Source organism: Streptomyces sp. NPDC002324 (genome assembly GCF_053593335.1).
Genome location: NZ_JBSFCF010000017.1, coordinates 118,507 through 142,099, shown reverse-complemented (window position 1 = coordinate 142,099; position 23,593 = coordinate 118,507). Strand labels below are relative to the sequence as shown.

20 protein-coding genes are annotated in these 23,593 nt (G+C 74.0%); 5 read left to right on the top strand and 15 right to left on the bottom strand.

The genetic code is table 11. The features are described 5' to 3' along the window. The first annotated feature begins 95 nt into the window (after positions 1-95). Positions 96-2,507 carry an ATP-binding protein gene (locus tag ACWCRJ_RS22910; RefSeq protein ID WP_450941006.1) on the top strand — a complete coding sequence of 804 codons (2,412 nt, stop codon included), beginning with the start codon at positions 96-98 and terminating at the stop codon, positions 2,505-2,507. Here the strand turns inward: ACWCRJ_RS22910 and ACWCRJ_RS22905 are convergent. From ACWCRJ_RS22905 to ACWCRJ_RS22850, 12 genes are all read right to left on the bottom strand, one after another. Then, on the bottom strand, positions 2,485-2,892 hold the full coding sequence (locus ACWCRJ_RS22905; protein WP_450941005.1) for an ATP-binding protein: 408 nt from the start codon (positions 2,890-2,892) through the stop codon (positions 2,485-2,487). The two genes, ACWCRJ_RS22910 and ACWCRJ_RS22905, sit on opposite strands and share 23 nt — an antisense overlap. After that, on the bottom strand, positions 2,889-3,809 hold the full coding sequence (locus ACWCRJ_RS22900) for an MEDS domain-containing protein (protein ID WP_450941004.1): 921 nt from the start codon (positions 3,807-3,809) through the stop codon (positions 2,889-2,891). Before ACWCRJ_RS22900 ends, ACWCRJ_RS22905 begins: the two co-directional genes overlap by 4 nt. 189 nt (positions 3,810-3,998) lie before the next feature. Then, positions 3,999-4,622 carry a hypothetical protein gene (locus ACWCRJ_RS22895; protein ID WP_450941003.1) on the bottom strand — a complete coding sequence of 208 codons (624 nt, stop codon included), beginning with the start codon at positions 4,620-4,622 and terminating at the stop codon, positions 3,999-4,001. Then, positions 4,582-5,430 carry an FkbM family methyltransferase gene (locus ACWCRJ_RS22890; protein ID WP_450941002.1) on the bottom strand — a complete coding sequence of 283 codons (849 nt, stop codon included), beginning with the start codon at positions 5,428-5,430 and terminating at the stop codon, positions 4,582-4,584. Before ACWCRJ_RS22890 ends, ACWCRJ_RS22895 begins: the two co-directional genes overlap by 41 nt. After that, the gene (locus ACWCRJ_RS22885) at positions 5,427-5,678 is read right to left on the bottom strand and encodes a Trm112 family protein (RefSeq protein ID WP_450941043.1); all 252 of its coding nucleotides are present in this window, start codon (positions 5,676-5,678) and stop codon (positions 5,427-5,429) included. The genes ACWCRJ_RS22890 and ACWCRJ_RS22885 overlap by 4 nt, the downstream gene beginning before the upstream one ends. Further along, on the bottom strand, positions 5,566-6,621 hold the full coding sequence (locus ACWCRJ_RS22880) for a hypothetical protein (protein WP_450941001.1): 1,056 nt from the start codon (positions 6,619-6,621) through the stop codon (positions 5,566-5,568). Before ACWCRJ_RS22880 ends, ACWCRJ_RS22885 begins: the two co-directional genes overlap by 113 nt. Positions 6,622-6,624: 3 nt before the next feature. Beyond that, positions 6,625-7,386: a class I SAM-dependent methyltransferase gene (locus ACWCRJ_RS22875; protein WP_450941000.1), complete on the bottom strand. Its 762-nt coding sequence runs from the start codon at positions 7,384-7,386 to the stop codon at positions 6,625-6,627. After that, positions 7,383-8,813, bottom strand: coding sequence for a condensation protein (locus ACWCRJ_RS22870; RefSeq protein ID WP_450940999.1), 1,431 nt, complete (start codon positions 8,811-8,813; stop codon positions 7,383-7,385). The genes ACWCRJ_RS22875 and ACWCRJ_RS22870 overlap by 4 nt, the downstream gene beginning before the upstream one ends. Then, a complete protein-coding gene (locus ACWCRJ_RS22865) occupies positions 8,810-13,237 on the bottom strand; it encodes an alpha-(1->3)-arabinofuranosyltransferase (RefSeq protein ID WP_450941042.1) in 4,428 nt (1,475 codons plus the stop codon). Before ACWCRJ_RS22865 ends, ACWCRJ_RS22870 begins: the two co-directional genes overlap by 4 nt. After that, positions 13,234-13,914, bottom strand: a complete 681-nt coding sequence (locus ACWCRJ_RS22860; RefSeq protein WP_450940998.1) for a class I SAM-dependent methyltransferase — start codon at positions 13,912-13,914, stop codon at positions 13,234-13,236. Before ACWCRJ_RS22860 ends, ACWCRJ_RS22865 begins: the two co-directional genes overlap by 4 nt. A gap of 176 nt (positions 13,915-14,090) precedes the next feature. Further along, positions 14,091-15,242, bottom strand: coding sequence for a glycosyltransferase family 4 protein (locus ACWCRJ_RS22855; RefSeq protein WP_450940997.1), 1,152 nt, complete (start codon positions 15,240-15,242; stop codon positions 14,091-14,093). Between the two features lie 278 nt (positions 15,243-15,520). Next, positions 15,521-16,498, bottom strand: coding sequence for a DUF3068 domain-containing protein (locus ACWCRJ_RS22850; RefSeq protein WP_450940996.1), 978 nt, complete (start codon positions 16,496-16,498; stop codon positions 15,521-15,523). Between the two features lie 222 nt (positions 16,499-16,720). Between ACWCRJ_RS22850 and ACWCRJ_RS22845 the strand changes: the two genes are divergently transcribed. The 4 genes from ACWCRJ_RS22845 (at position 16,721) to ACWCRJ_RS22830 (ending at position 20,337) form a co-directional block, all read left to right on the top strand. Further along, positions 16,721-16,873 (top strand): hypothetical protein, encoded by a 153-nt coding sequence (locus ACWCRJ_RS22845; protein WP_005478871.1) that lies wholly within the window; start codon positions 16,721-16,723, stop codon positions 16,871-16,873. A 3-nt stretch (positions 16,874-16,876) separates the two neighbouring features. Further along, positions 16,877-18,121 (top strand): PucR family transcriptional regulator, encoded by a 1,245-nt coding sequence (locus ACWCRJ_RS22840; protein ID WP_450940995.1) that lies wholly within the window; start codon positions 16,877-16,879, stop codon positions 18,119-18,121. A gap of 552 nt (positions 18,122-18,673) precedes the next feature. Next, a complete protein-coding gene (locus ACWCRJ_RS22835) occupies positions 18,674-19,447 on the top strand; it encodes an IclR family transcriptional regulator (RefSeq protein ID WP_450940994.1) in 774 nt (257 codons plus the stop codon). After that, positions 19,444-20,337: an SMP-30/gluconolactonase/LRE family protein gene (locus tag ACWCRJ_RS22830; protein ID WP_450940993.1), complete on the top strand. Its 894-nt coding sequence runs from the start codon at positions 19,444-19,446 to the stop codon at positions 20,335-20,337. The genes ACWCRJ_RS22835 and ACWCRJ_RS22830 overlap by 4 nt, the downstream gene beginning before the upstream one ends. A 93-nt stretch (positions 20,338-20,430) precedes the next feature. On the opposite strand, the gene ACWCRJ_RS22825 is transcribed toward ACWCRJ_RS22830, so the two are convergent. The 3 genes from ACWCRJ_RS22825 to ACWCRJ_RS22815 are packed head-to-tail and all read right to left on the bottom strand — an operon-like array spanning position 20,431 to position 23,218. Continuing rightward, positions 20,431-21,810: an MAB_1171c family putative transporter gene (locus ACWCRJ_RS22825; RefSeq protein WP_450940992.1), complete on the bottom strand. Its 1,380-nt coding sequence runs from the start codon at positions 21,808-21,810 to the stop codon at positions 20,431-20,433. Beyond that, positions 21,807-22,604 carry a toxin-antitoxin system, toxin component gene (locus ACWCRJ_RS22820; RefSeq protein WP_450940991.1) on the bottom strand — a complete coding sequence of 266 codons (798 nt, stop codon included), beginning with the start codon at positions 22,602-22,604 and terminating at the stop codon, positions 21,807-21,809. The genes ACWCRJ_RS22825 and ACWCRJ_RS22820 overlap by 4 nt, the downstream gene beginning before the upstream one ends. Continuing rightward, entirely contained in the window at positions 22,601-23,218 is a 618-nt protein-coding gene (locus ACWCRJ_RS22815; protein WP_450940990.1) for a transcriptional regulator, read from the bottom strand. The genes ACWCRJ_RS22820 and ACWCRJ_RS22815 overlap by 4 nt, the downstream gene beginning before the upstream one ends. Between the last annotated feature and the right edge of the window lie 375 nt (positions 23,219-23,593).

Here is a 23,593-nt window from a genome sequence, read left to right as displayed (position 1 = left end):
AAGAGGCGGGAAATCCACGAAGCGCGCGCCCCGCCCGTGCCCGCCGCCCACCCTTCGCGGTTACAACAGCGCGTACGGGAACCACAACTGAGGGCGTGACCGGCATCGTGGGCGGATCGGAGTCGCGGCGCCCGTCCGGTTTCCCGGCGGAGCTGACGAGCTTCGTGGGGCGACGGGACGAGGCCGCCGATGTCAGAAGGCTGTTGGCGGCGGGCAGACTGCTGACCCTGACCGGACCCGGCGGGGTGGGCAAGACCCGGCTCGCCGGACATGTGGCGGGCCAGGTCTCCCGGGCCTTCCCGGACGGTGTCTGGCTCGTGCCCCTGGCCGCCCTGAGCGACGAGGCGTTCGTCCCGCACGCCGTGAACGACGCGCTCGGCGTACGCAACGAGACCGTACGGCCCCCGCTGGAGATCCTCGTCGACCACCTGCGCGAGCGGCGCCTCCTCATCGTGCTCGACAACTGCGAGCACCTGCTGCGCAGTTGCGCGGTCCTCGCCCAGGCCGTACTGGCGGCCACCGAGGGCGTACGGATCCTCGCCACCAGCAGACACCGGCTCGGTCCGGCCGGGGAACAGCTCTTCGAGGTGCCGCCGCTGCCCGCGCCCGCGCCGGAGGAGCTGACCCCGTCCGCGGTCGACTCCTTCCCCGCGCTCAGGCTGTTCGCCGACCGGGCCGCGGCCGTGGTCCCCGGCTTCACCGTCGGCGAGGCGAACCAGCGGGCGGTGGCCCGCCTCTGCCGTCGCCTCGACGGACTGCCGCTCGCCATCGAACTGGCGGCGGTCCGGGTGCGCGCCCTCGGCGTGGACCAGCTCGTCGAACGCCTCGACGACCGCTACCAGCTCCTCACCGGCGGCAGCCCGACCTCCGCGCCCCGCCACCGCACCCTGCGCTCCGCCGTCGACTGGAGCCATGAACTGTGCACCCCGCAGGAGCAGTTGGTGTGGGCGCGGCTGTCGGTGTTCGTCGGCGGCTTCGACCTCGCCGCCGCCGAGGCGGTCTGCGCCGCCGAGGCCACCCGCGCCGGGGAGGAGATGGCCGCGTGCGCCGTCCTGGACGCCGTCGCCGGGCTCGTCGACAAGTCGGTGCTCGTCCGGGAGGACCACGCCGGACAGGTCCGCTACCGGCTGCTGGTCTCCCTGCGCGACTACGGACTGGAGAAGCTGCGCGACCTGGGTGAGGCGACCGGCACCCGGCGGCGCCACCGCGACCACTTCGCCCGTCTCGGCGCCGAGTACGAGCAGGCCTGGTTCGGCCCCGACCAGGCGGAGATCACCGAACGCCTCCGCATCGACCAGGACAACTTCCGGGCCGCCCTCGACTTCTGCCTCACCACCCCGGGCGAGGCCCAGCACGGCCTGCGGCTCGCCGCCCGCCTGTGGTTCCACTGGGTCGCGGGCGGCATCTGGGGCGAGGGCCGGCACTGGATGGACGGCGCCCTGCGGGCCGGGGCCCGGCCGGACGTGGCACTGACCCGCGCCATGTGGGCGGGCGCCCTGACCTCGCTGGTGCACAGCCGCTCCGCCGCCGTCCTGGCCGGCCTCGACCCGGTGCGGGCGGCGGCCGCCGCCGACGACGGGGAACTCCCGGTGCCCGCGCCCCCGCCCGTGCCCGCCGGTGCCCTCGCCCCGGGCCGGGCCCGCGCCTGCACCGCCTTCGTCGTCCTCACCCGCGTCGAACTGGCCTGCACCCTCGTCAGCCGGGGCCGCGCCGCGCAGGCCATCCCGCTGTGCGCCGAGGCCGTCGCCCTCTGCGAGGCGCACGGCGAACAGTGGGCCCGCTCCTGGGCGCTGCGCACCCTCGCCCTCGCGCACTGGTCGGCCGGGCAGTACGACCGGGCCGCCGAGCAGGCCCGCGCCTGTCTGCGGCTGCCGTACACCGTGCGCCAGCACCAGAGCCTCGCCCGCACCCTCGACCTGCTCGCCGCCGCCGAGGCCCTGGCGGGCGACGCCGAGCGGGCGGGCGTCCTGCGCGGCGCCGTCGACCGCATCTGGCACGACATCGGCGGCAACCCCATGGACGCCCTGAGGGCCGGCCGCCCCCGCGCCGCCGAACAGCACGCCCGCCGCGTCCTCGGCGACCACGCCTACACCCTGGCCCACCGCCGGGGCGGCCGCCTGACCCCGGAGCAGGCGGTGGCGTACGCGCTCGGCGAGCCGGCCCGGCGGCAGGCGCCCGGCGTGCGCGCGGCGGAGGGTCCCGCCCCGGCTCCCCGGACGCGGGCCGCCTCCGTCGGGTGCGCGGGGGCCGACCCGGCAGGGAGACCCGCGGGCGCGGCCCCGGAACCGGGCGCCGATCACGCGAGCGCCGACCCGGTCCCCCTCACCCGCCGTGAACTCCAGGTCGCCGCCCTCGTCGCCCAGGGCCGTACCAACCGACAGATCGCCGATCACCTGGTCATCGCCCGCCGCACCGCCGAGGGCCATGTCGAACGCATCCTCGTGAAGCTCGGCTTCCACAACCGCAGTCAGGTCGCGGCCTGGTTCAGCGCGCGGGCGGGGCTGTAGCGGAGCCCGGCAGGGGCACCGACAGGGTGACGAGGGTGCCCCGGCCGGTACCGCGCACCCGGAGGACACCGGCGCCCGGCACCGCGCCCGCGAGCAGCGCCCCGGCGAGCCGCGCCCCGGGTCCCGCCGGCCGCCCCGCCGCGGGACCGGGCCCGTACCCCGTCACCTCACAGCGCAACTCGCCCTCCTCCGCTCGGAGTTCGACGAGACCGGCGCCGCTTCCGTGCTCCACGGCGTCCGTCGCGCACTCCACCGCGGCCTGGACGAAGGCGCCTCGGACGGCGGCGTCGAGACCGACCCGCAGGCCGGCCTCCTCGACGAGCGAGCGCAGCAGGGGCAGACCGGCCGCGTCGAACTCCGTCCGCAGCGGCGCGATCCCGCTCACCCGGCGTCTCCCCCGTCCCCGTCCGCCTCCACGCTGACCAGCAGCTGGGGCACCTCGTCGGAGCCCAGCTGCTCCAGCACCAGCCCCAGCAGCTCGCCGCAGCGCACGGTGACCTCGCTGCCGGCCGGGAGCGACGCGGCGAGGCTGATCAGCTGCCAGGCGCAGTGGGCCTCCATGAAGCACAGGTCACGCAGGTCGAGGACGAGGTGGCTGGGGCCGGCCTCGTCACGGCGTTCCAGTGCCTCGCGCAGGGCCTCGACGAACTCCGTGCGGGTGCTCAGTTCGGCGGTACCGGCGATCCGCCCGCCGTCGGGGGTCTCGGTGACCTCCAGGGCGTCGAGGCGGTCCATGACCCGCAGCGGGTGGACCTTGCCGACGCGGGCCGTCAGGTCGTCGTCGAAGCGCCGGCGGTCGTACCAGCAGATCGCGGTGAACAGCGGATCCGCGAACAGTGGCGCCACGGACGCCTCGTAGTCGAGCAGCCGGTCGTGGCCGAGGTTCATCCGGGGTGCCCAGCTCATGTCGGCGGTGACCCGCAGCCCCGTCCAGCCCTCGTCGCGGGCGCGGTCGACCTCGCAGGCGTAGGTGTCGATCGTGCGCCGCTCCCGGAAGCGGCCGTCGGGGGCGTAGATCTCGGTGTTGCGCTTGAGCGACAGCTGACCGCCGGCCCGCGCCGCCACGACCTGCCCGCTGCCCCGGTCCAGCAGGGCGACCACCTCGTCGTCGCTCAGGTCGTCCGGGTCCATGACCAGCAGGACCTTCTCCCCGCGCGCCAGGCTGGTCCGGGTGTAGGCGGTGAACACCTTCCACGGGGATTCCCCGGCATCCTCCAGGTCCCCCGGCCCCATGCACGCGTGATCCCCCAGTCGCAGCCGCTCGACGGGCACGGTTCGCTCCGCGGGGTGCCGGGTCGTCATGGGGCTGCCTCTCCGTGGGATCGGAACGTGGGATCGGAACTCCTCACGGACAGTAGGCCCAGCGGTGACCCGCAACGGCTCGATGATCGTCAATCTTCCGCTTGAGCTGCTCTTGCGAGCGGTTGGGGAAGAAGGCGACCGACGGTGTGCGTGAACTGACGAGGTGCGATCAGGTGCGATCCGGCGCTGTCATGGCCGCGCGTCCACCGTGGCGATCCGCTGCAACAGCCCCCATGTGAACTCCGCGACACACTCCCGCCGCACGCCCTCCCCGTCGGGCGCGGAGAACCTGAGCCCCCACCGCGTCGGCGCCGTCCCCTCCGACGGCCGCGCCGGCGCGAACGCCCGCGCCACCTCGTCCACCGTGCAGGACCACGGCGCCAGATCCTCCAGCGCGCGCAACTCCGGCCCGGCCACACCCGGGGCCCGCACCAGCCACTCGTTCCACACCGCCCCGTTCGGCGCGAGCAGCACCTCGAAGCGGAGGTCGGCCCACAGCGGCACCGGCCACAACCAGGCCTCGCAGTCCAGGTCGCCGATCTTCTGGACCGTGACGGACTCCGGCGCCCCCAGCACCGACCGGTACCGCGACGCCGAGCCCCGCGACCGGGGCGAGCGCACCATCGCCTGCCACCGCCGGTTGGCCTCCCGCATGTCCGCGACGGAGACGCCCAGCGCGCGGCGGGCGTCCTCGACGAGTCCCGGATTGTGGTCGGCCATCCGGCGCAGCATCACGAGCTGGAAGTCCAGGGGGGTGAACGGACCGGAGGGCCTATCGGGGCCGGGGCGCTTCGCGGAGGGCATGGGGTCCATCGTCGCGTACGGCGGCGGAGGCGGCCCGGCGGCCACCGGCCCGCTCACCCGGGCGGCGCCCGTCCGGCAGGAACAGCACCGAGTTGACGTACCGCCCGGCGAACGGCAGGACCCGCCGGAGCAGCCCCTGGGACGCCCGGTGCGACGTGCGCGCCTGGTGCGCCTCCAGGGTGGCCGGGACGAGGGGGAGCCAGGTCCCGGCGGGCAGGACCCAGCCGGCGTAGCCGAGGCCGGCCAGGAGGTCGACGACCGGGGTGATCGGCTGGATACGGGCTTCCAGCTCGACGAAGAGGGCCGGGCGGTCCCGGACCAAGAGGTCCGACGCGCCGCGCAGCACGGCCAGTTCGTTGCCGTCGACGTCGATCTTGACGAAGCCGACGTCCGTCAGCCCGAGTCCGTCCAGGGTGACGCAGTCGACGTCCAGTGCGCGGGCGTGGATGTCCCGGCGGACCAGGGAGGACACCCCGCGGCCGCCGTCGTCGCCGGACGGCAGCCACAGGCGGGCCGTGCCCGGGGCGTCCGAGGCGGCGGCCTGGACGACGCGGACGTTGTCGGGGGCCGACGCGGCGAGCAGCCGGGCCAGCCGGGGCGCGGGCTCCACGGTCACCACGCGCGCGGCCCGTCCCGCCAGCCGGTGGGTCCAGGGGCCGTACCAGCCGCCGACGTCCACCGCCGTCCCGCAGTCCGGCGGGCACAGCTCGTCGAGCCGGGACAGCTCCGGTTCGAAGCGCGGGTAGACGGACCGGGCGGTCGCGGCGACCAGCCGGTCCGGCAGGAGCGGCGCCAGCCGTGCGGCGAGTGTGGTCATGAACCCGTCCTCCTCAGCAGTGCGGAGAGCCTCTCGTGCTCGTCCTCGGTCACCTGCTCGCCCGACGACGGAAGCAGCTGCGGAATACCGTCGACGATCGGGTAACGGCGGTGCAGCCGGGGGTTGTACAGCGACTCAGACCCCCGGGCCTCGGCGGTCGTGGTCCCGGGCCGCTTCTCCTTCTCCTCCTCGTGGACCACCAGGTGCAGCGGCCCCTTGTCCAGCGGGCACGCCAGGATCCGGAGCAACGGGTCGTCGGGGTTCATGGGGAGTCAGCTCCTTGGCCGGTACCGGGGGTTGGGGCGCGGGGGGCGCCGGGGTGTCGTGCTTGGGCATGCTCAGCAGTACGGCGACCGCGAGCACCGTGCCGGACAGGCGCAGGGTCAGCCGCAGTGGATCGTCGGGCAGCGACTCGCCGAACGACAGCGTGCCGAGCACCGCCGTGAACAGCGAGGTCACCGTCGTGCAGACCGGCACGATCAGCGAGGCCCGGCAGCGCTGCAGCGCCGCCTGCGACATCACCAGACCGAACGCGCCGGTGACGAGCAGGAGATACGGGTACGGGGAGCCCAGCAGGCCGACCACCGCGTCCCCGGCCCCGCCGGTGGCCAGACGGCTCGACACGCCCTTGATCGCGAGCGAGCTGACGCCGTACAGCAGGCCCACGGCCACGCCGTACTCGACGCCCGTGGTCGGCAGCCGGTGCCGGTGCCGGGCGCGCCGCTCGGCGGACCGGTACAGCCCCACCCCGGCCGCGAGGGCGGGCAGGCAGATCGTCAGGACCAGCGCGTACGGCGCCCCGCGGCCGACCGTGTCGGAGTCCTCGTCGAGCGACAGCACCACCATCAGCAGCGCGGCCAGGATGGCTCCGAGGGCGTACCGCTCCCGGCCCGTGGTCCGCTCGCCGAGCAGCCGCGCCGAGAGCAGGACCAGCAGGACCAGCCCCGACACGAAGATGCCCTGGGCGGCGGCGATCGGCAGGGTCCGGTACACGGCGAGCTGGGCGGCGAACCCGGCGGCCAGCGACAGCGAGCCCGCGATCCACAGCGGGCTGCCGACGACCTGCCGCAGCAGCTTCACCGGTGCGCGGACCGACACCTGCGGCATGGCGGTGAGCGCCCGTTTCTCCAGGACGAACCCGGTGCTGTACAGCGCGTTCGCCAGCAGGGCCGCGGCCACCCCCCACCACATCGCCTACGTCCTTCGCGCGTGCAGCAGCAGGATCGACGCCACCGAGGGGGCGGCGCAGGCCAGGCGGTCCAGCGGCCGCAGCGGGCGCGGGACGCCGTGGAAGGGCGCCCCGCGCAGCCGGACGACCTCGAAGCCGGACGCGGCCACGAACTCCCGCAGCGCGCGTGCGGTGTAGAGCCGCAGATGGCCCACGACCTCCTTCCCCGGGCGGCCGTGGATGCCGCGCAGGCTCACCTCCGAGAACACCGGCTGGACGCCCGCCAGCAGCAGGGCGCGGTTGTACCAGGCGGCGAGATTGGGTGTCGACAGCATCAGATGGCCGCCGGGGCGCAGGACGCGGCGGATCTCGTCGAGGGCCGCGTCCGGGTCGACCAGGTGCTCGATGACCTCGCTGAACAGGACGGCGTCGGCGGACTCCGCCCGCAACGGCAGCCCGCCGTCGGTGAGTTCGCCGCGGACCGCGTACGGGATGCGGGTGCGAGCCCGTCTGAGGGCGTCCTGGGACCAGTCGACGCCGATGACGCGGTGTCCGGCGAGGAGCGGCGCGGCGGTGGCGGCGGCGGTGCCGTCGCCGCAGCCGATGTCGAGGACGGTACGGGGGCCCGCTGTGGCCGCCGGGCCGAGGGCGGCGGCCAGCATGCGGGCCTGGGCGAGGCTGCGGGGGGTGCCGGAGGCGACGGGGACGGAGGGGTCCTCGTAGAAGTCCCGCAGTCCCCGCGCGGGCGGCTCGGTCGACGTGGAGGTGGGCGAGGTGGCCGGCGTCAACGGGTCTCCTCTTCCGTCGTGTGCAGATGGTGCTCGAAGAGGTCCCGGAGGTGGGCTCCGTCGCCGTGGCTGAGCAGGGCGCGGGACCAGCGCAGGGCCACGTGCAGACGGCCCGCCGTGGAGGCGGTCGTGACGGTGAGGCCGCGCGGCATGCGGGCGGGGGCCGAGAACCACACGGCGTGGGCGCGTCCGGCCTCCTCGCCGAAGTCCAGCGCGTAGGGGATACGGCCGATGTTGCTGAGCAGGGTGGTCGACGTCCAGGGGGCCGCGGCTCTGCGCAGGCCCCGGGTGACGGCCGCCCGCCAGGAGACGGGGACCACCGGGGCCGTCAACAGGGAGGCGGCGTGGCCGAGTTGGGGCCGGGGGAGCGACTTCAGGGCGCGGGTGCGTTCGGCCGTGCGGCGCAGGAGCACGGGGAGCGGGGTGTGATCGGTGCGCAACTCCGCCGGATGGAAGGGGACTTCGACCAGACGGGTGCCGTTGCCGATCGCCATGTCCGTGTCCCTCGGCCGGTCGTCCACGGGCATGGTGATGCGCAGGGGGCGGGGGTGGGCGCCGTGTTCCCGGTTCCAGTGGGCGAGCGTCAGGGCGGTGGTGACCATGAGCTGGTCGTTCACGGTGTAGGGGGCGCCCTTGGGGCGGCGGGGCACGGGCAGTTCGGTGACGAGCAGGCCGTTGCCGGGTGAGGGTTCGGGGGTGCCGGCGGCGACGCGGGCGGGCCGGGCCCAGGGGGAGGGGGTGTCCGCCTCGGGCGGGGCCGGTTCGTCGGGGGCGGGGGTGGGCCGGACGGGCGGGGCCGTGGGGGCGTTGTCCTCGCCGCCGTAGAGCTGGGCCGCGGTGGCGAGGATGCGGAGGCAGGCCGGGCCGTCGAGGGCGGTGTGGTTGATGGTGAGGAAGAGCACCGTGCCGTTCGGGCGTCCGGGGCCGGGGGCGGGGGCGGCCGGGCGTGGGTTCCGCCGCTCGGCGGCCCGACCGCCCGCGGTGAGGCCGACCGCGTCGGTCGCCTCGCTTCCCACCGCGGGCCCCGCTCCCTCCACCACCTCCAGCCGGATCGGCGGCGACAGCGTCAGCGGGGGCGCCTCGACCAGGGCCCTGGTCCGCGCGTCCCGCAGCGCGTGCGGGCCGGCGGGCGGGAAGGCCACCACCTCGACGTCCGGCCCCTCGGTCAGCTCCCACTCGTAGCGGCGCCTGTACCAGCGCCCCGGTGCCTCCCGCATGAGGATGCGGGGGTGGGCCCGCAGGGCGGTGACGAAGGCCGTGCGCAGCCGGTCGGGGTCGAGCCGGCCGGGAAGGTGGACCTCGATGTGGACGGTCTCGGGTTCCTCCTCCTGGGCGCAGTGCCGGGACACCTCGTCGACCACCGGGAAGGGGATGCGGACGGGGCCGGGGGCGGCGTCGTCCCGCGCGGGGTGGTCCAGCGTCGTCATCCGGGCTCCCCCTTGCCGGTACCGCCGGTTCCCGCGGGGCCGCCGTCCTCCGGCGGGGCCTGGGGCTTCGGCTTGGTGAACGCGATCCGCCGGGTCGGGGTGTCCGGGTCGCCCTGCGGGGAGCCCGGCCCGCGCGCCGAGACCGTCGGACCGGCCACGGACCCGTCGCCCGCGCCTCCCGGCCCGCCGTTCAGCGTCCGGTCCACCCGCCTGCGCCGCGGCAACGGCTCCGTCGGCGCCTGTGCCCCCGGCGGTACCGCGAACCGCCGTGTCGTGCCGGGCCGTCCGGGGCCGGCCTCCACCCCGACACCCACACTCACCAGCGCTGCGAACAGGCCGGTCAGCGCGAGGAGTTGGGCGAGGTGACCGAACGCGCCCTCACCCGCCGCGACCGGCTCACCCGCTCCGGACGCGGCGGCGACACCGGCGCCGGCCAGAGCGAGGAAGGCGATCGGGACGAGCAGGGTGTGCCGCTTCCAGGCCAGGAGGGCCAGAAGCGGGACGAGGAGGCCGAGGAAGCCCGCGACGACGATGCCGACGAGGGTGAGGGCGACCGTGCCGAGCCAGAGGCCGGGCCCCGGCGGCGCCGGCTGGGGCGCGTCCGGGTTGGGCTCCTGGCGGCGCCACAGGGCCAGCCCGATCAGGGCCGCGAGGCCCACACCGGCGCCGATCAGCCCGGCCTCGTACGTCACGGACGGCTCGAACGACAGCTTGACCGTGCCGCCCGCGCCGCCGGGGACGCGCCAGCCCTGCTGCCAGCCGTCGAGCCGCACGGGGGTCAGCTCACGGCCGCCGAGCGTGGCCTTCCAGCCGTCGTTGAAGTTCTCGTACGTCGTCAGGTAGGAGGCCGCGCCGTCGCCGACGGTGACCTCGCGGCGGTCACCGAGCCAGTCCCGTATGCCCAACTCGCGTCCGCCGGCGGCCGGTTCGGCGACCGTGCCGCGGGTGAGGGTCACGGTGGTGACGGCCAGGGCGCCCGTGTCCTCGGACTCGAAGGTGTGCCGGTCGTCCGCGCCGAGCTCCAGCCCGCCCCCGGCCTTTCCGTCCCGGCAGAGCGTCAGGTCGACCGGCCGCCGCTCCGTCAGGTCCCGTACCGTCCCCCGGGCGCTCGTCTCGTACAGCGTCCCGTCGACCTCGACCGCCGGGCCCTCGCCGCAACTCAGCTCGAACTCCCGGGTCGGGGCGGGCCGCGGGGTGCGGAACTGGTCCAGGGCCGGAATGTACGCCTCCGTGAGACCGACCGGGAGCTGCAGGTCGTCGTCGGCGACGGGGTTGTGGACGGTCAGCGGGGCCGTCTCGGTGACGGTGATGTCGAGCCGGTCGGTGGTGATCGGGTCGAAGCGGACCCAGCCGTTCTCGTCGACACCGGCGATGGCGGCGCCGTCCGGGGAGCTGATCTCGACCTGGGTCGGCCGGGCCGACAGACCGCCCGCCGGGGCCAGGACGAGCGAGCCGACCGGCCACTTGTCGCCCCAGGCGAGGTGGATCGTGGGGTCGTCGCCCGCGATCCACGCCGTGGTCAGGTCACCGTCGGTCAGGTTGCGCGGCGAGAGCCCGGCCCCGAGGGAGGCCGTGGACTCGGCGCTCGCCTTGATCTGGCTCTGCTGCTCGGGGGCGGCCTTGTAGAGCAGCTTGTCGAGTTCGTCGCCCGGCACGGGTACGGCCGTGGCCTTCACCTCGTACGTCCCCGCCGTGGTGGTGCCGAAGGTGCGGTGCAGCCCCGGTTCCGTGCCCGTGGGGGAGAGGCCGGTCGGGTCGGCGGCCCGCCGCAGCGAGACCACCTCGGCGGAGGCGGCCGTGCCGTCGGGGTCCTGGGCGTCCGTCGGCAGCCGCAGCATCCGGGTGACCTTGACGCCGGGCAGGTCGATCTCGGAGAAGCCGGCGCCGACGAGCCCGGTGTGCCGCTCCGCCGAGTCGAGAATCGTGATCTTCAGCCAGTTCGTGTCGCCGGGAGCGGCGTTGACGTTCTGGGTCGAGCCGTCGGCCTGGAGGTTCGTGGAGCGTGAGCCCCGCTCGGTCTCCACCTTGATCCGGGTCGGCGCCGACCGCACCCCGTCCTGCGGCAGCGGCGTGACCTCGAAGGTCGCCGGAACGTCCTGGCTGCCGTCGAAGTCGATCCGCAGCCACTGCCCGTCCGCCGAACCGGCCGCGCCCTCCGCCCAGGCGGTGCCCCGGTCGCCGTCGAAGGCGTTCACCGGGTCGTACTGCGGCAGATGGAACAGCCAGTTGCCGCTGGTCGACGCGGTCACCGACTTGGCGCCCCGCAGCTCGGCCACTGTCTGGTGGTCGAGGCCCGACACCGGCAGGATCTGCTTCGGCCGCGCACCGGGGTCCTGCACGCTTCCGCTCGGGTTCCGCTCGTTCGCCGTGTACGTGTACGAGGTGTTGGCGTTGACCAGGCCGAAACGGGTGTCCGCGCGGCGAAGCCCGTCACCGACCACCTGCACGGCCGGCGTACCGAGCCCGGGGTGGTTGTCGCCGGTCAGCACGGTGGCGCGGTCGCGCAGCTCCGGGTCGGCGGCCAGCGGCAGCAGCGACTCGGGGCCGCCGGAGACGACGGCCGTGTCGGCGATCGCCTTCAGCCCGGCCTGCCCGGGGCGCGGCACGTCCTCGGCCGGGCGGTAGATCTCCACGGCCCGCTGCCGCGCGTACAGGCCCTCGACCTGCATCGGGGTGCCCTCGGCGATCCGTCCGCCGGTCATCACCGGCCCGAGCCCCGTCACCCGCTCGTACCCGGACTGCTCCAGGGTCCGCTTCACGGTCGCCGTCGGCACCGCGCCGATCTGGTCGGGGTCCAGGTCGTTGCGTACGACGACGTAGTACAGGCCCGCGCGACTCAAATAGTCGCCCAGACCGGGGACTTCGCCCCCGGTCAGCAGTGCCTGCTCGACGGCGTCCATCGCGCGCCGGTTGCCGGGGGTGCCGAAGGGGACGTAGTCGCGCTGAGCCCAGCGGGAGTCGGCGAGGACGTCGAGGGGCTGGTCGACGGTGGTGCCCCAGGTGTAGATGCCGTGCGCGGTGGCCGGTACGACCAGCGCGCGGGAGTCCGGGGAGTACTTCTCCAGCCAGTTCGCCGTCGCCTGCCAGTACTTGGGCAGCTCCTGGAACGAACCCGGCTGCAGCACCGACCCGTTGAGGTACGGCCACAGCAGCCCCGGTACGACCAGGACGGCCGCGACCAGTGGCGCGAACCGCCGCCCCCGCACCCGCCGGGCCCCCTCCGCCCGCGCGGCCACGCCCACCAGGTGCGCGAGCCCGAGGACGAGCGCGAGCGCCAGCCCCGTCTGGAACTTGTAGATGTTCCGGAAGGGCACGAGGCCCCCGTTCAGCCAGTCCTGGACCACCCCGTGGAAGGGCGCCCCGAACGCGCCGCCGTACCCGGCCAGGGTGAACAGCGCGACCACCAGCACGGTCAGCACCAGCCACCGGCGCTCGGGGATGTCCCGCCGGGCCAGCCCGGCCAGACCCAGCCCCGCGGCCACCGCCGACGCCAGGATGACGACCACGGACGCCGCGACGGACCAGCCGGCCGGCAGCCAGGGCTCACCGAAGTTCAGATAGCCCACCCAGTTCCCGGCACCGCGCAGCGCCTCGGTGGCGGACATCGTGGCCGTCGTCGTCTGCGAACTCTCCACATAGGGAAGGAAGTTCTCGCCGTAGAAACCGAGCAGCAGCAGCGGGACCACCCACCACGCGGTCGCCAGGATCACCCCCGGCACCCACCAGGCGATCAGCCCGCGCTGCCGGGGTCCCGGCCTCCGCGTGAGCAGATACAGCCCGACGGGCAGCAGCGAGGCCAGGGTCGCGGTCGCGTTGACCCCGCCCATGAACGGGATGACGAGCGCCGACCGCAGGGCGGCCACCCGCGCGCTGTACCGCTCGTTCGTCAGCGGCAGCAGCACCCACGGCAGGAACGCCCCCGGCAGCGCGGCGGCCGAGGTCGACCCGACGACGGTGGTGAACACGGGCCACAGCGCGTAGGCCGAGGCGGCGAGCAGCCTCGACGCCGGACTTCCCACGCCCAGCCGCTCCGCCAGCCGCAGCGCGCCCCAGAAGGCCACCGACACGATCAGCGACAGCCACAGCCGCTCCGCCAGCCACACCGGCAGCCCGACCAGATCGGTCAGCCCGTAGTACGGCAGCATCGGCCACAGGTATCCGACGTACTGGTCCTGGATGCCGCCGAACCCGCCCCGGTCGTGCCACAGCTGACCGAGGTCGGAGACGAACTGCCAGGGGTCGGTGGTGACGCCGAGCTTGGTGTCGAAGGTCTGCCGGCCCGGTTGGGCGGCGACCAGCAGGACGAACACCACGGCCCAGAATCCCAGCAGCCAGCGCCGCGACCGAGGGCCCTCGGGGGGTCCCTCGGTCGTGCCCGCGGGCCGTACCGGCGCGGGGGGTGGAGCCTGGACCGTGCTCGTCATGGTGGACACCGCCGGAGGATGAGGAGGAGGTTCCAGGTGGCGAACTCACGCAGTCCCGGCGCCTTCACGACGGTCTCCGCGAGAAACGGCCAGTAGCGGGAGCGCGCCGACACGACCGTCACGTCGTCCCGGCCGCGCACCTGCCGCAGAGTGCGTCCGATGTGTACGGCGAAGAGGTTCTCGCCGAGGGTGTGCTTGGCGTCCTTGCCCGTACGGCGCCGATAGCGGGCCCGCGCCCGGTCGGCCCCCAGGTAGTGCCAGGGCGCCCACTCGTGCCCGCCCCAGGGGGACAGCCAGTTCGTGAACGACACGTAGATCAGCCCGCCGGGCCGGGTGACCCGCGCGAGTTCGCTGAGGAAGGTCGGCGGATCGGCGACGTGCTCCAGCACGTTGGAGGTGAAGGTGACGTCCGCGACCCCGTCGGCCAGGGGGAGGAGATACCCGTCGGCGACGACGGACCCGTCCGGCGGCTTGGTCCCCAACTCCCCCGAATCCGGCTCGAAGAGGTACGCCTGGGCACCCCGCCGCCGGAACTCCTCGGTGAAGTACCCGCTGCCACCGCCGACATCGACGACGGTCAGCCCGTCCACGGGCCGGCCGCCGTACGCCTCGACCTGGTCGACGGCGTCACGCGCGAGCAGCGTGTAGCAGTGCTCCGGGTCGTCCTGCTCCCGCATGAACGCCCGGAAGAGGGTGACGGACCGGCGAAAAGAGGGATCCTTGAAGCCTGCGCCGGCTGCCTCGCCCTGATAGGGGCGCGGGGCTGTGACATGTGCGGCTTTGCCGCGGGGGCGCGACGAGCCACGACGCACTCGCAGCCGCCAACGCACCCTCGTGGCAACCCATTTGGCGCTCAACGAGACCAACCCCGCACCGCCTCCGCCGCCACCGCCCGAAACTGCCGCACCGTGCGATCCCACCGGAAATGCGCGGCGCGCTCCCGCGCGGCCTTCCCCATCAGCACCCGCCGATCGGTCGACAGGGCCAGCGCACACCACGCGGCGGCGAAGGAGGACTCGCCCCGGGCCAGCACCCCGGTCTCCCCGTCCACGACGGAGTCCCGCAGGCCGGGCACGTCGAAGGCGATCGAGGGCGTCTCCCGCACGGCGGCCTCCGTGACGACGAGCCCCCAGCCCTCCACGGCGGAGGGATGGAGCAGCAGCCAGGCCGCGCACAGCAACCGGTGCTTCTCCTCCTCGGACACATGGCCGGTGAACTCGACCCCGGGCCCGGCCATCGCCTGCAGCCGCGCCCGTTCGGGCCCGTCCCCGACGATCACGAGCCGCCCGCCCGTCACCGGCCGCACCCGTTCCCACAGCCGCAGCAGCAGATCGATCCGCTTGTACTCGACCAGTCGGCCCACGGCCACGAACAGCGGCTCGGCCGACCGCTCGGCACGCGGCCCCGGCTCCTCGACCCCGTTGTGCACGACCCGGATCCGGTCCCGTTCCACACCGATCGAGCGGAGCGCGGTGGCCGTCGAGGAGGACACGGCGACCAGCAGGTTCCGGCGTTGCGCGGCGGTCAGCGACCAGTGTTCGAGCCGTCTCCCGAGGCGTGCGGCCGGGGCCAGGGGGCCGCCGAACCGCAACTGCCACACATCCGTGTGCACATGGTTGACCAGGCACATCGTCGGGCCCTGGTGCCAGAGCGGGGCGAGGTAGGGCATGCCGTTGCACACCTCGACCAGCAGGTCGCAGTCGCCGACCTGACGGGCGAAGGCGGATCTGGCGCGCAGATGGTGGCTCAGGTCGCCGCCCGCCGACACGACCCGGTAGTCGCGGTAGGCGGCGGGGCCGCCGCACAGCAGGGTGACCTGGTGGCCGAGCCGGGTCAGGCCGTCGGCGAGCCGGTCGACGAGGAGCTCGGAGCCCCCCGCCGCCGGATTACCGAGGTCACGGCGGGCGAGAAAGACGATCCGGCGGGGCTGCGGGGGGCCTGCGGACCGGTGCTGATCAAGGCGCGGAAACACCTCGACCAGCGAGAACGGCACGTGCTGGGGCATGGGTGCTCCAACTCGTCTCGGGGTGCGGAACTCAGCGGGGAGAAGGACGTCCGCCGTGGGGGATGTTCCGGTGGGCGGGAGTCCGGGTGGGGTCGTTCTGGTCTCTCGTTCCTCGAAGGTGCTCGGAGTCGCTCGGAGTTGCGGGGGGTTGCCGGGAGTCGCTGTGGGCGAGGTGTGGGTGGGTTGTGCTCAGGTGGGGTGGACAGTTTTCGCCCAGCGGTACGAAGCTGCTACTCACCGGCGTGACAATTTCCGGGGTTTATTCAACTGACGCCCTGTCACATCGTGATCTCTTCCTGGGACGACTCGGGCGTATCGGGGCGCCGCCTGCCACGTGCGACCAGAACGGCACCGGCCACGGCGAGGACGAAACCGACCGCAGTGGCACCGATCGGCACCGTCCGCCCCACCAGGCGCAGCAGTCCGCTGTCCTTCTCCGCCTGGTCCACCGCGAACTTCTGCGTCGCCGGGGTGAAGGCGAGCTTCTGGCTGTCGAGCAGCACCGCCGCGTCCTCGGTACCGCCCGGCGCCCGCAGCGTCCGGCGCGGGCCGGTCTGCGCGTAGAGCACGCGTCCCGTGCTCTGGTCGACGACCAGTTCGAGACCGTGGTTGGCGTACCACTCCTCGGCGAGCACCTGCGGCCGGCCCGGCTCGTCGACGAGGGCGCCGGGGACCAGCCGGGTGCCGGTCTTCGTGGCCGGAACCTTCGCCGTGAAGCGCAGTCCCTCGTAGCCCCGGATCTTCTTCCGGCCCTCGTAGTGGAGCGTCACCGTCGCGCCGAGCGTGTTGTCCCACCAGCGGTAGGAGCGTTTCTGCACGTCGAAGGGGAACTTCAGGTACGCCTCGCCCTCGATGTACGGCTTCTCGTCGCAGCAGTGCACGGGCCGGTTGGTCTTCCGGTCGCTGACCCAGCGGTGCGGGGAGAAGTCCAGCGCGTCGTGCGGATCGGCCGCCGGCAGCGACTTGTCGGTGTCGACCGAGGTGATCACGTCCCACACCGCGGCCCCGCTGCGCTCACTTTCGGCCACATCGCCGCGTACCCGCTGGGTCACGGTGATCTCCTGGTCCGGCACGGTCTTCACCTGCTCGACGTCGAAGACGCTGCCGGTGCCGGAGTAGACGGCGGTCGTGTCGATGTCGATCGGATTCACGGCGGCTCTCGGCTCCACGTACCAGGCGAGCAAGGGCGCGAGGACCAGCAGAAACGTGCCGAGGCCCAGCAGGACCAGCGAGAGTGGTGAAGCTGTACGGCGCATCCGGGCACTCCAGGGGGCGTTGGGAGGTGCGACTCGGGTAGGCGTGCGGAAAGTGCGACGCCTGGTGGAATGTGCGCGTGCGGACGGGGGCTGGGTGTGGGGGCTGTGTATGGGCCGGGAACCGTAGGCGGAGTCTTGACGCAGTGTCAATGCATTGCTGACACTGAGTCCGCGGGGTGCCCTGGGTGGGGACGACCTGTCGACCGAGAGGCTGCCCCTGCGATGTCCAGACTGCTCGCCGCCGCGCTGACCATGGCGGTCGCCGCGGCTCTCGCCGTGGGGGCCGCGTTCGGCGCCGTCGCCCTGCTCGACGCCACCCCGGACCAGCCGAACACCCCGCTCATCACCTACGAGAACGCCGGTCAGGAGCGCTGAGGGGTGACGACCGGAGGCCCGGGAACCGTCACCGTCCGCTCCGCCTGGCACGACGTGCCGCGCCTGCAGGTGCGCGAGTTCGCCGCGATCGCCATGGCCGAGGCCCCCGCCCTCGCCGAGGAGATCCTGCGCGAGATCCGCCGCGAGTACCCCCACCTTCCCGTCGTGCTCGACGACTCCGGCGAGCCGATGGCCCTCATCGGCATCCGCCGCGCGATCGAGGTCTTCGTCCAGCACCTGGAGACCGCCGAGGGCCGGCCGCGCGTTCCTCCCGGCGTCTTCCAGGAGTTCGGCCGCGGCGAGGGACTGAACGGCCGCAGCCTCGACTCACTGCAGGCGATCTACCGGCTCGGCGTACGCCTGGCCTGGCGCCGCTTCGCGGAGATCGGCCAGCGTGTGGAGATCCCGCCGCCCGCCATGTACGAGCTGGTCGACGCCGGATACGAATACCTGGACGGTCTGGTGGACCAGTCGGTGCGCGGCTACGCGGAGGCGGCGGCCCGGCAGGCCGGCGAACGGCTGCGACTGCAACGCCGGTTGATGGAACTCCTCCTCGCCGAGCACCATCGGGGCGACCCGGCGGACGCGCTCACCGAACGCGCGGCCCGGATCGGCTGGACCCTCCCGGAGAAGGTCGCGGTCGGGGTCCTGTTACGGCCCGCCCGTGAGGCCATGGCCCCCGCCGTCGGCCAGGGCGTCCTGCTGGACATGGAGTACGAGCAGCCCCGCATGGTCGTCCCCGAACCGGACGCGGCCGGCCGCCCCGAACTGCTCCACCGGGCCCTGACCGGCTGGTCGGGCGCGATCGGCCCGCCGGTGCCGCTGGCCGACGCGGCGAAGTCGCTGCGCTGGGCGGAGGCCGCCGTCCGTCTCATGGAGCGCCGGCTGCTGCCCGGCGGCGAGGTCCTGCACTGCACCGAGCACACCGAGGCCCTCGTCCTCCTCCAGCCCGAGGAGCTGATCGACGACCTCGCCCTGCGCTGCCTCGCGCCCCTGGCCCACTGCGGCCCCACCCATGGGCGCCGCCTCGCCGAGACCCTCCTCGCCTGGCTGGAGACTCGCGGCGGCGCGCCCGAGATCGCCACCCGCCTTGGTGTGCACCCGCAAACCGTTCGCTATCGCCTCCGGCAGATCCGCGAACTCTGGGGCGACGAGATCGACGACCCCGACCGCCGCTTCGAGCTGGAGCTGGTGCTGAGGGCGCAGCGGCTGCGGGGGGAACTGGGGGACCCACGCCCCCGACGGTGAGTGGCGCCGGGCGGGGGGTGTGCGTGCCGAGGGTGGGGGTGCGCGTGCCGGGTGAGTGGGGGTGCGCGAGCCGGGTGAGTCTGGGTGCGCGAGGGGGCGGGTGCGGGGTCGGTGGGGGTTCTCGCGCAGTTCCCCGCGCCCCTGAAAGGCCCCGGACTCGGCGGTTTGCGAGGTGCGCCCTGGCTCCCGTGCCGCTGAGAGATCGCGGCCCGGCGGCCTGGAAGGCTCAGGCTCCCTGGGCCCGCCCTGTATGGCGAGAGTCTTGTGCGTCTGGGGCATGGCGGTTCTGTGGGGCGGCGCTTCTGTGGCCCGTGGGGTGAAAGGCATGGGGCGCAGCCCCTGTTTTTCAGGGGCGCGGGGAACTGCGCGACAAGCCCCACCGGGCCCGCACCCACCCACCGACCCCCGGATCCGGCCGCCCCCACGCAAACCCCGGTTGCCCCCGGCCATTGCCCGGCCATGGGCACTATGACTAGCCTGTGTTCGTTATGCCGATCGACAGTTGAAATCTCGAACACTCGCCGCAGACAAACTCAAGGGAGGGGGCCGACCGTGGGACGCCTAGTACCTGCCGTGACCCGGGCGCTCGACATATTGGAGCTCTTCCTGGACGGGGACGGCACGCTGTCCGCCCCCGACATCGTGCGCAGACTCCAACTGCCCCGCACCACCGTGCACGAGCTGGTCACCACGCTCGCCGCCAGGGGATACATCGTCCAGGTACAGGGACAGCCGGGACGTTACCGCCTCGGAGTCCGCCCGTACCAGCTCGGCAGCCGTTACGCCGAGCAGCTGGACCTCGCCGCCGAGGGCCAGCAGGTGGCCAGGTCCGTCGCCGAGACCTGCGACGAGACGGTGCACGTGGCGATCCTGGAGTACACGGACGTCATCTACATCGCCAAGGTCGACTCCACGCACGCCGTGCGCATGGTCTCCGCCGCGGGCCGCCGCCTCCCGGCGCACTGCACCTCCGTCGGCAAGATGCTCCTCGCCTCCCTTTCCGAGGCCGAGCTGAACGCCCGCATCCCGGACGACGCCGACCTGCTCGCCATGACCCCCAACAGCATCACCGACCCGGCCGCCCTGCGCGAGACCCTGGCCCGGATCCGTGAGCGGGGTCTCGCCGTGGAGAACCGCGAGTCCAACCCGGACGTCTCCTGCGTCGCCGCGCCGGTCCGCGACCGCACCGGCCGGGTCGTCGCCGCGATCTCCATCTCCGTCCCCATGATCCGCTGGAGCGACGAGCGCCGGATCGAGCTGGAGCAGCTCGCCGCCAAGGGCGCCGCGGAACTGTCCGAGCGCCTCGGCCACCGGAGCGTGGCATGAGCGCCCACACGAGTCACCCGGGCTACGAGGTCGCGGTCCGGGAGTACGCGGCCCTCGGCGAGGGTCCCACCTGGGACGCCGATGCCCAGCGCCTGATCTGGATCGACATCCTCGGGTCGCGCGTCCACACCTACGACCCCGCCTCGGGCCGCCGCACGGTGTTCGTCACCGAGCAGCACGTCGGCGCGGTCAAGCCCCGCGCCGGCGGCGGCCTCGTGCTGAACCTCCGCGACGGCGTCGGCCTGACCGACCCCGACGGCGGCTTCCGGTGGCTGCACCACGAGCCCGTCCCGGGCCGCCGCGCCAACGACGCCGCCGTCGCACCCGACGGCTCCCTCTTCGCCGGCACCATGCGCTACGACGAGGCCCCGGGCGGCGGCACCCTGGCCCGTTTCACCGCCGACGGGCTCACCACGACCGTCCTCGACGACGTCGCCGTCAGCAACGGCACCGGCTGGAGCCCGGACGGACGGCTGATGTACTACATCGACTCGCCGACCCGCCGGATCGACGTCTTCGACTACACGGACACGGGTGCCGACGGGGGCGCGGCGGACGGCCGTCTGCCCGTGAACCGGCGCCCCTTCGTGACCATCGAGGACGGCGGCGGCTTCCCCGACGGCCTCACCGTCGACGCCGAGGGCTGTGTCTGGGTCGCCCTCTGGGAGGGGAGCGCCGTCCGCCGCTACACCCCGGACGGCACCCTGGACCGCGTCGTCCCCCTGCCCACCCCCCGTCCCACGGCCTGCGCCTTCGGCGGCCCCGACCTCACCGACCTGTACATCACGACGGCCCGCACGGGCACGGACACCCCGCACCCTCTGTCCGGCTCCCTGCTGGTCGTACCGGGCGCGGGCAAGGGCCTGGCCCAGCCGGCGTTCGCGGGCTGATCCCGGAGCCCGGCACTCCCAACGCCACGTGGCCGCCCCCCGATTCGGTGGGCGGCCACGGTCGTGCCGGGCGGGCTGCGGGGTACGACCCGTTCACTCGCGTACGGGCACACCGCCCCGCGCGCCGGCGGCGGACGCGGCGGCGAGCGCCCGTACCGCCTCGATCTCGGCGGGCTCACGCAGGACCAGGGACACGGCCTCGATGTCCTGGAGCAGATCGGTGAAGTCCGTCGCGACCGCGAACGCGGGGAAGGCCGCCCGACCGGGCGCGCCCTCGGCGTCCCCCGTCACCGACAGGCCGTGCGCACCCGCGGCGAGCCCCGGAAAGACGAGCGGGCCCGAGATCAGCGTGGCCGTCGTACCGCTGTCGGGCGACCGCCTCCGCGCGGCCACGGCGTTCTGGATCGTGACGGCGGCGGCCAGGGCCTTGGCCCGGCCGGGTTCGTGCCCGAGGCCCAGTGCGGTGTCGTAGGCGCGGTGCCGCAGGTCCTCGTCGAGGTGGCGGGTCAGCCGGAGCAGGGCGTCCCGGATGAACGTCTCCCGGCGGGTGAGGCGCAGCTCCGGGGTGGCGCGCAGGGCGAAGGGGACGCGGGAGTCGTCGACGGTCCGGGTCAGCAGATACAGGGGCCGCAGCCGTATGTGGCGTGCCCGCACCCTCCAGCGGTCCCGCAGATACTGGCCGCCGTGCGGAAGGATGAAGCCCACCGCGATGCAGATGGCCGCCAGGGCGGCGACCGGCGGCGCCACATGCGTGCTCAGCCAGTCCAGGTCGTGCCCCGTCCAGCGGGCGACCACGGCCGTGAGCTTCGCGGCGTCGAACGCCAGATTGAGCGCGCAGCCCAGGCCCAGCGCCCGCAGGCCGCCGCGCAGCCACCGGTCCAGGCCGTCCGCGCGGACCCAGTTGCGGATCAGCCGGTAGGTGACCACACAGGCCGCCGTGTGCGCGCCGAGGTAGAGCAGGATCTCCTCGCGCATGAAGGGCGTGGTCGCGTAGTACGTGTCGAGGTCGCGCAGCCGTTCGCGGGGGACGTCCGCGAGCGCGAACAGCACCCAGAGCACGACGATCACCGCCGCGTACACGGCGACGACCCACCGCATGAGACGGCGGGTCGCCGGGGACCGGTCGGCCGGGCCGTTGCGCCAGGCGACGATCAGCAGCAGACAGCACGCGCAGAACGCGGTGATCAGGGAGTACACCCAGGGCGCAGCGACGTTCGCGACGCCCACGGTCCGGTTGGTCCACGCGATGACCGACGGCACCGCGAACACGAAGACGGCGCAGGCGAGGAGCAGCAGCCCGCCGACCGCCCGCAGCAGCGAGTCCCGCCACAGCTTCACGATGCTGGGCAGCTTGATCACCAGGGCGGCGGTCAGTACGGCCGTGGGGATCCAGAACGAGATGTACAGCTCGCCGAAGAAGTCCGCGGGGCTGAGGGCCCCGGTCGTCGTCGCGGGCACGGCCGTCCCCCTCATCCGCGGGGCCGGCGATAGCCGAGGGACGCCTGGATGGCCTGCCCGACGGGGTCGGCCGGGTCGCCCGGATCCGCCGCGTCGGCCGACCCGCCCGGCCCGGCGTCCACCCAGGGCCGGAAGGCGGTCGCGAGCCGGTGCCCGAAGTCCTCGGCCTCCTGCTCGTCCGACTCGTGGGAACCGTTGCGCGCGGCGATGGCTGTGCCGCCCTGCCCGAGCGCGGCGGACAGCTCGGGGGAGAGCGGCGGCAGCGCGGACGTCGTCCCGCCCGAAGCGTGCGACGCGTCCGGCGCACCGGGCTCATCCCGCTCGGCCACCCCGTCCGACAGCGCGAGCGCGGCGGCGTCCGGGCCCGGCAGCGGGTGATGGCAGTGCCCGGCGTGCATGTGCCACAACTCGTGGCCCAGGATGACCAGTTGCTGCACGGTCTCCGCCCGCTCCTCGACGATCACCAGGTCGAAGTCGGGGAACTCCATCCACAGTCCGGTCACCCCTATCCCGTCCGGGAACCGCTCGAACCGCAGCTTCACCGGCCGCCCGCCCCGCCGCGCGCTCATCTCCGCACACAGCGCCGCACTCAACTCCCGTACGCCGACGGGCCCGTCGAGCCTTCCCCGCACCGCCTTGCTGAGCCCGGCGGTCAGTTTCCGCATCTCGGCGGCGGACCGCGAGGGCGCCAACGCGGCCCGGACCCGGCCGACGACGCCGCGCAGTCCCAGCCCGCCCGTGCCCCGGGCGACGCGCCCGGCCCGGCCGCGCCGCTCCGCGTCGCGGCCCGGGTCGGCGCCGTGACTCATCGGCGGGCCTCCTCGTCGTCGACACCGAGCAGCCCTTCGAGCATGACGGCGAGTGCCTCCTGTTTGCGGGGGGTCAGCCGATGGCCGCGCAGCGCGAGCGTGACGACCCCGTGCCGGGTGGCGAACTCCACCAGCGGCCCGTCGCCGTCCGTGTCGCCCTCAAGTCCTGCGAGCAGGCGCCCGAGTTCCCGGTTCAGGACGGCCGCGGCCGGGTCGGTGAAGAACCGGACGCCCTCCTCGATGCCGAAGAACTCCGCGAGCGCGGTCAGGTCGGGCACGTTCGGCATCTTCTTGCCGAGCAGCAGCTGCCGGGCCCACTCGGGACTGATGGCGAGCCGCTGCGCCACCTCCCGGCCGACCTCACCGGCCCGCTTGCCGCTCCGCGCGGCATACGCCTCGTGCAGTGCGCGCACCCGCCCCCGCACCCGGTCGTCGACCCGGTCGGCGGCGGGCCCGTGCCCGTCGAGCAGCGCCCGCACCACGTCCTCGGCGAGGGCGGTGCGGTCCGCCAACGCCCGTACGTCGAGCAGGAGACCACGGTCGGCACCGGCCTCCGCGATACGGGCGTCGAGTCGTCTCAGGGTCTCGGCAAGGGTGTCGGGCAGCACGGGCACGCGCCGACCCTACGTGCCCGGGGGACCCCGGCACCATGAGATTCCAACGATCGTTGAATTCTGACGAACGATGGTTGAGCCACCCGGCGGGCGCCACGGCCGCGGCCCCTCCAGGGCGCGGGTGGCGCCGGGCCCGCACCGGCCCCTCGGCAGCCCGTATCAACCCGGCACAGCCCGCATCTGCCCTCAGCAGGCCCCCGACAAGCCCTCCACAAGCCCCGACAAGCCCCGACAGGCCCTCAATAGACCCTCAACGGGCTGTCGGCCCCTCGCCCCATTGACTGGTCCCGACTTCGACCCTAGCGTCCCGTTCGGCTCAACGATCAGCATCCGCAATACCGAACGTCGCACGCCGGCCGTCGCACACCGAACACC

Excerpts from the sequence above, each read along its gene's own strand:
- ACWCRJ_RS22820 (WP_450940991.1), bottom strand. The coding sequence starts at position 22,604 with ATGAGTCACGGCGCCGACCCGGGCCGCGACGCGGAGCGGCGCGGCCGG.
- ACWCRJ_RS22890 (WP_450941002.1), bottom strand. The coding sequence starts at position 5,430 with ATGACCACACTCGCCGCACGGCTGGCGCCGCTCCTGCCGGACCGGCTG.
- ACWCRJ_RS22830 (WP_450940993.1), top strand. The coding sequence starts at position 19,444 with ATGAGCGCCCACACGAGTCACCCGGGCTACGAGGTCGCGGTCCGGGAG.
- ACWCRJ_RS22855 (WP_450940997.1), bottom strand. The coding sequence starts at position 15,242 with ATGCCCCAGCACGTGCCGTTCTCGCTGGTCGAGGTGTTTCCGCGCCTT.
- ACWCRJ_RS22900 (WP_450941004.1), bottom strand. The coding sequence starts at position 3,809 with ATGACGACCCGGCACCCCGCGGAGCGAACCGTGCCCGTCGAGCGGCTG.
- ACWCRJ_RS22860 (WP_450940998.1), bottom strand. The coding sequence starts at position 13,914 with ATGCGGGAGCAGGACGACCCGGAGCACTGCTACACGCTGCTCGCGCGT.
- ACWCRJ_RS22880 (WP_450941001.1), bottom strand. The coding sequence starts at position 6,621 with ATGTGGTGGGGGGTGGCCGCGGCCCTGCTGGCGAACGCGCTGTACAGC.
- ACWCRJ_RS22895 (WP_450941003.1), bottom strand. The coding sequence starts at position 4,622 with ATGGACCCCATGCCCTCCGCGAAGCGCCCCGGCCCCGATAGGCCCTCC.
- ACWCRJ_RS22850 (WP_450940996.1), bottom strand. The coding sequence starts at position 16,498 with ATGCGCCGTACAGCTTCACCACTCTCGCTGGTCCTGCTGGGCCTCGGC.
- ACWCRJ_RS22845 (WP_005478871.1), top strand. The coding sequence starts at position 16,721 with ATGTCCAGACTGCTCGCCGCCGCGCTGACCATGGCGGTCGCCGCGGCT.
- ACWCRJ_RS22865 (WP_450941042.1), bottom strand. The coding sequence starts at position 13,237 with ATGACGAGCACGGTCCAGGCTCCACCCCCCGCGCCGGTACGGCCCGCG.
- ACWCRJ_RS22870 (WP_450940999.1), bottom strand. The coding sequence starts at position 8,813 with ATGACGACGCTGGACCACCCCGCGCGGGACGACGCCGCCCCCGGCCCC.
- ACWCRJ_RS22825 (WP_450940992.1), bottom strand. The coding sequence starts at position 21,810 with ATGAGGGGGACGGCCGTGCCCGCGACGACGACCGGGGCCCTCAGCCCC.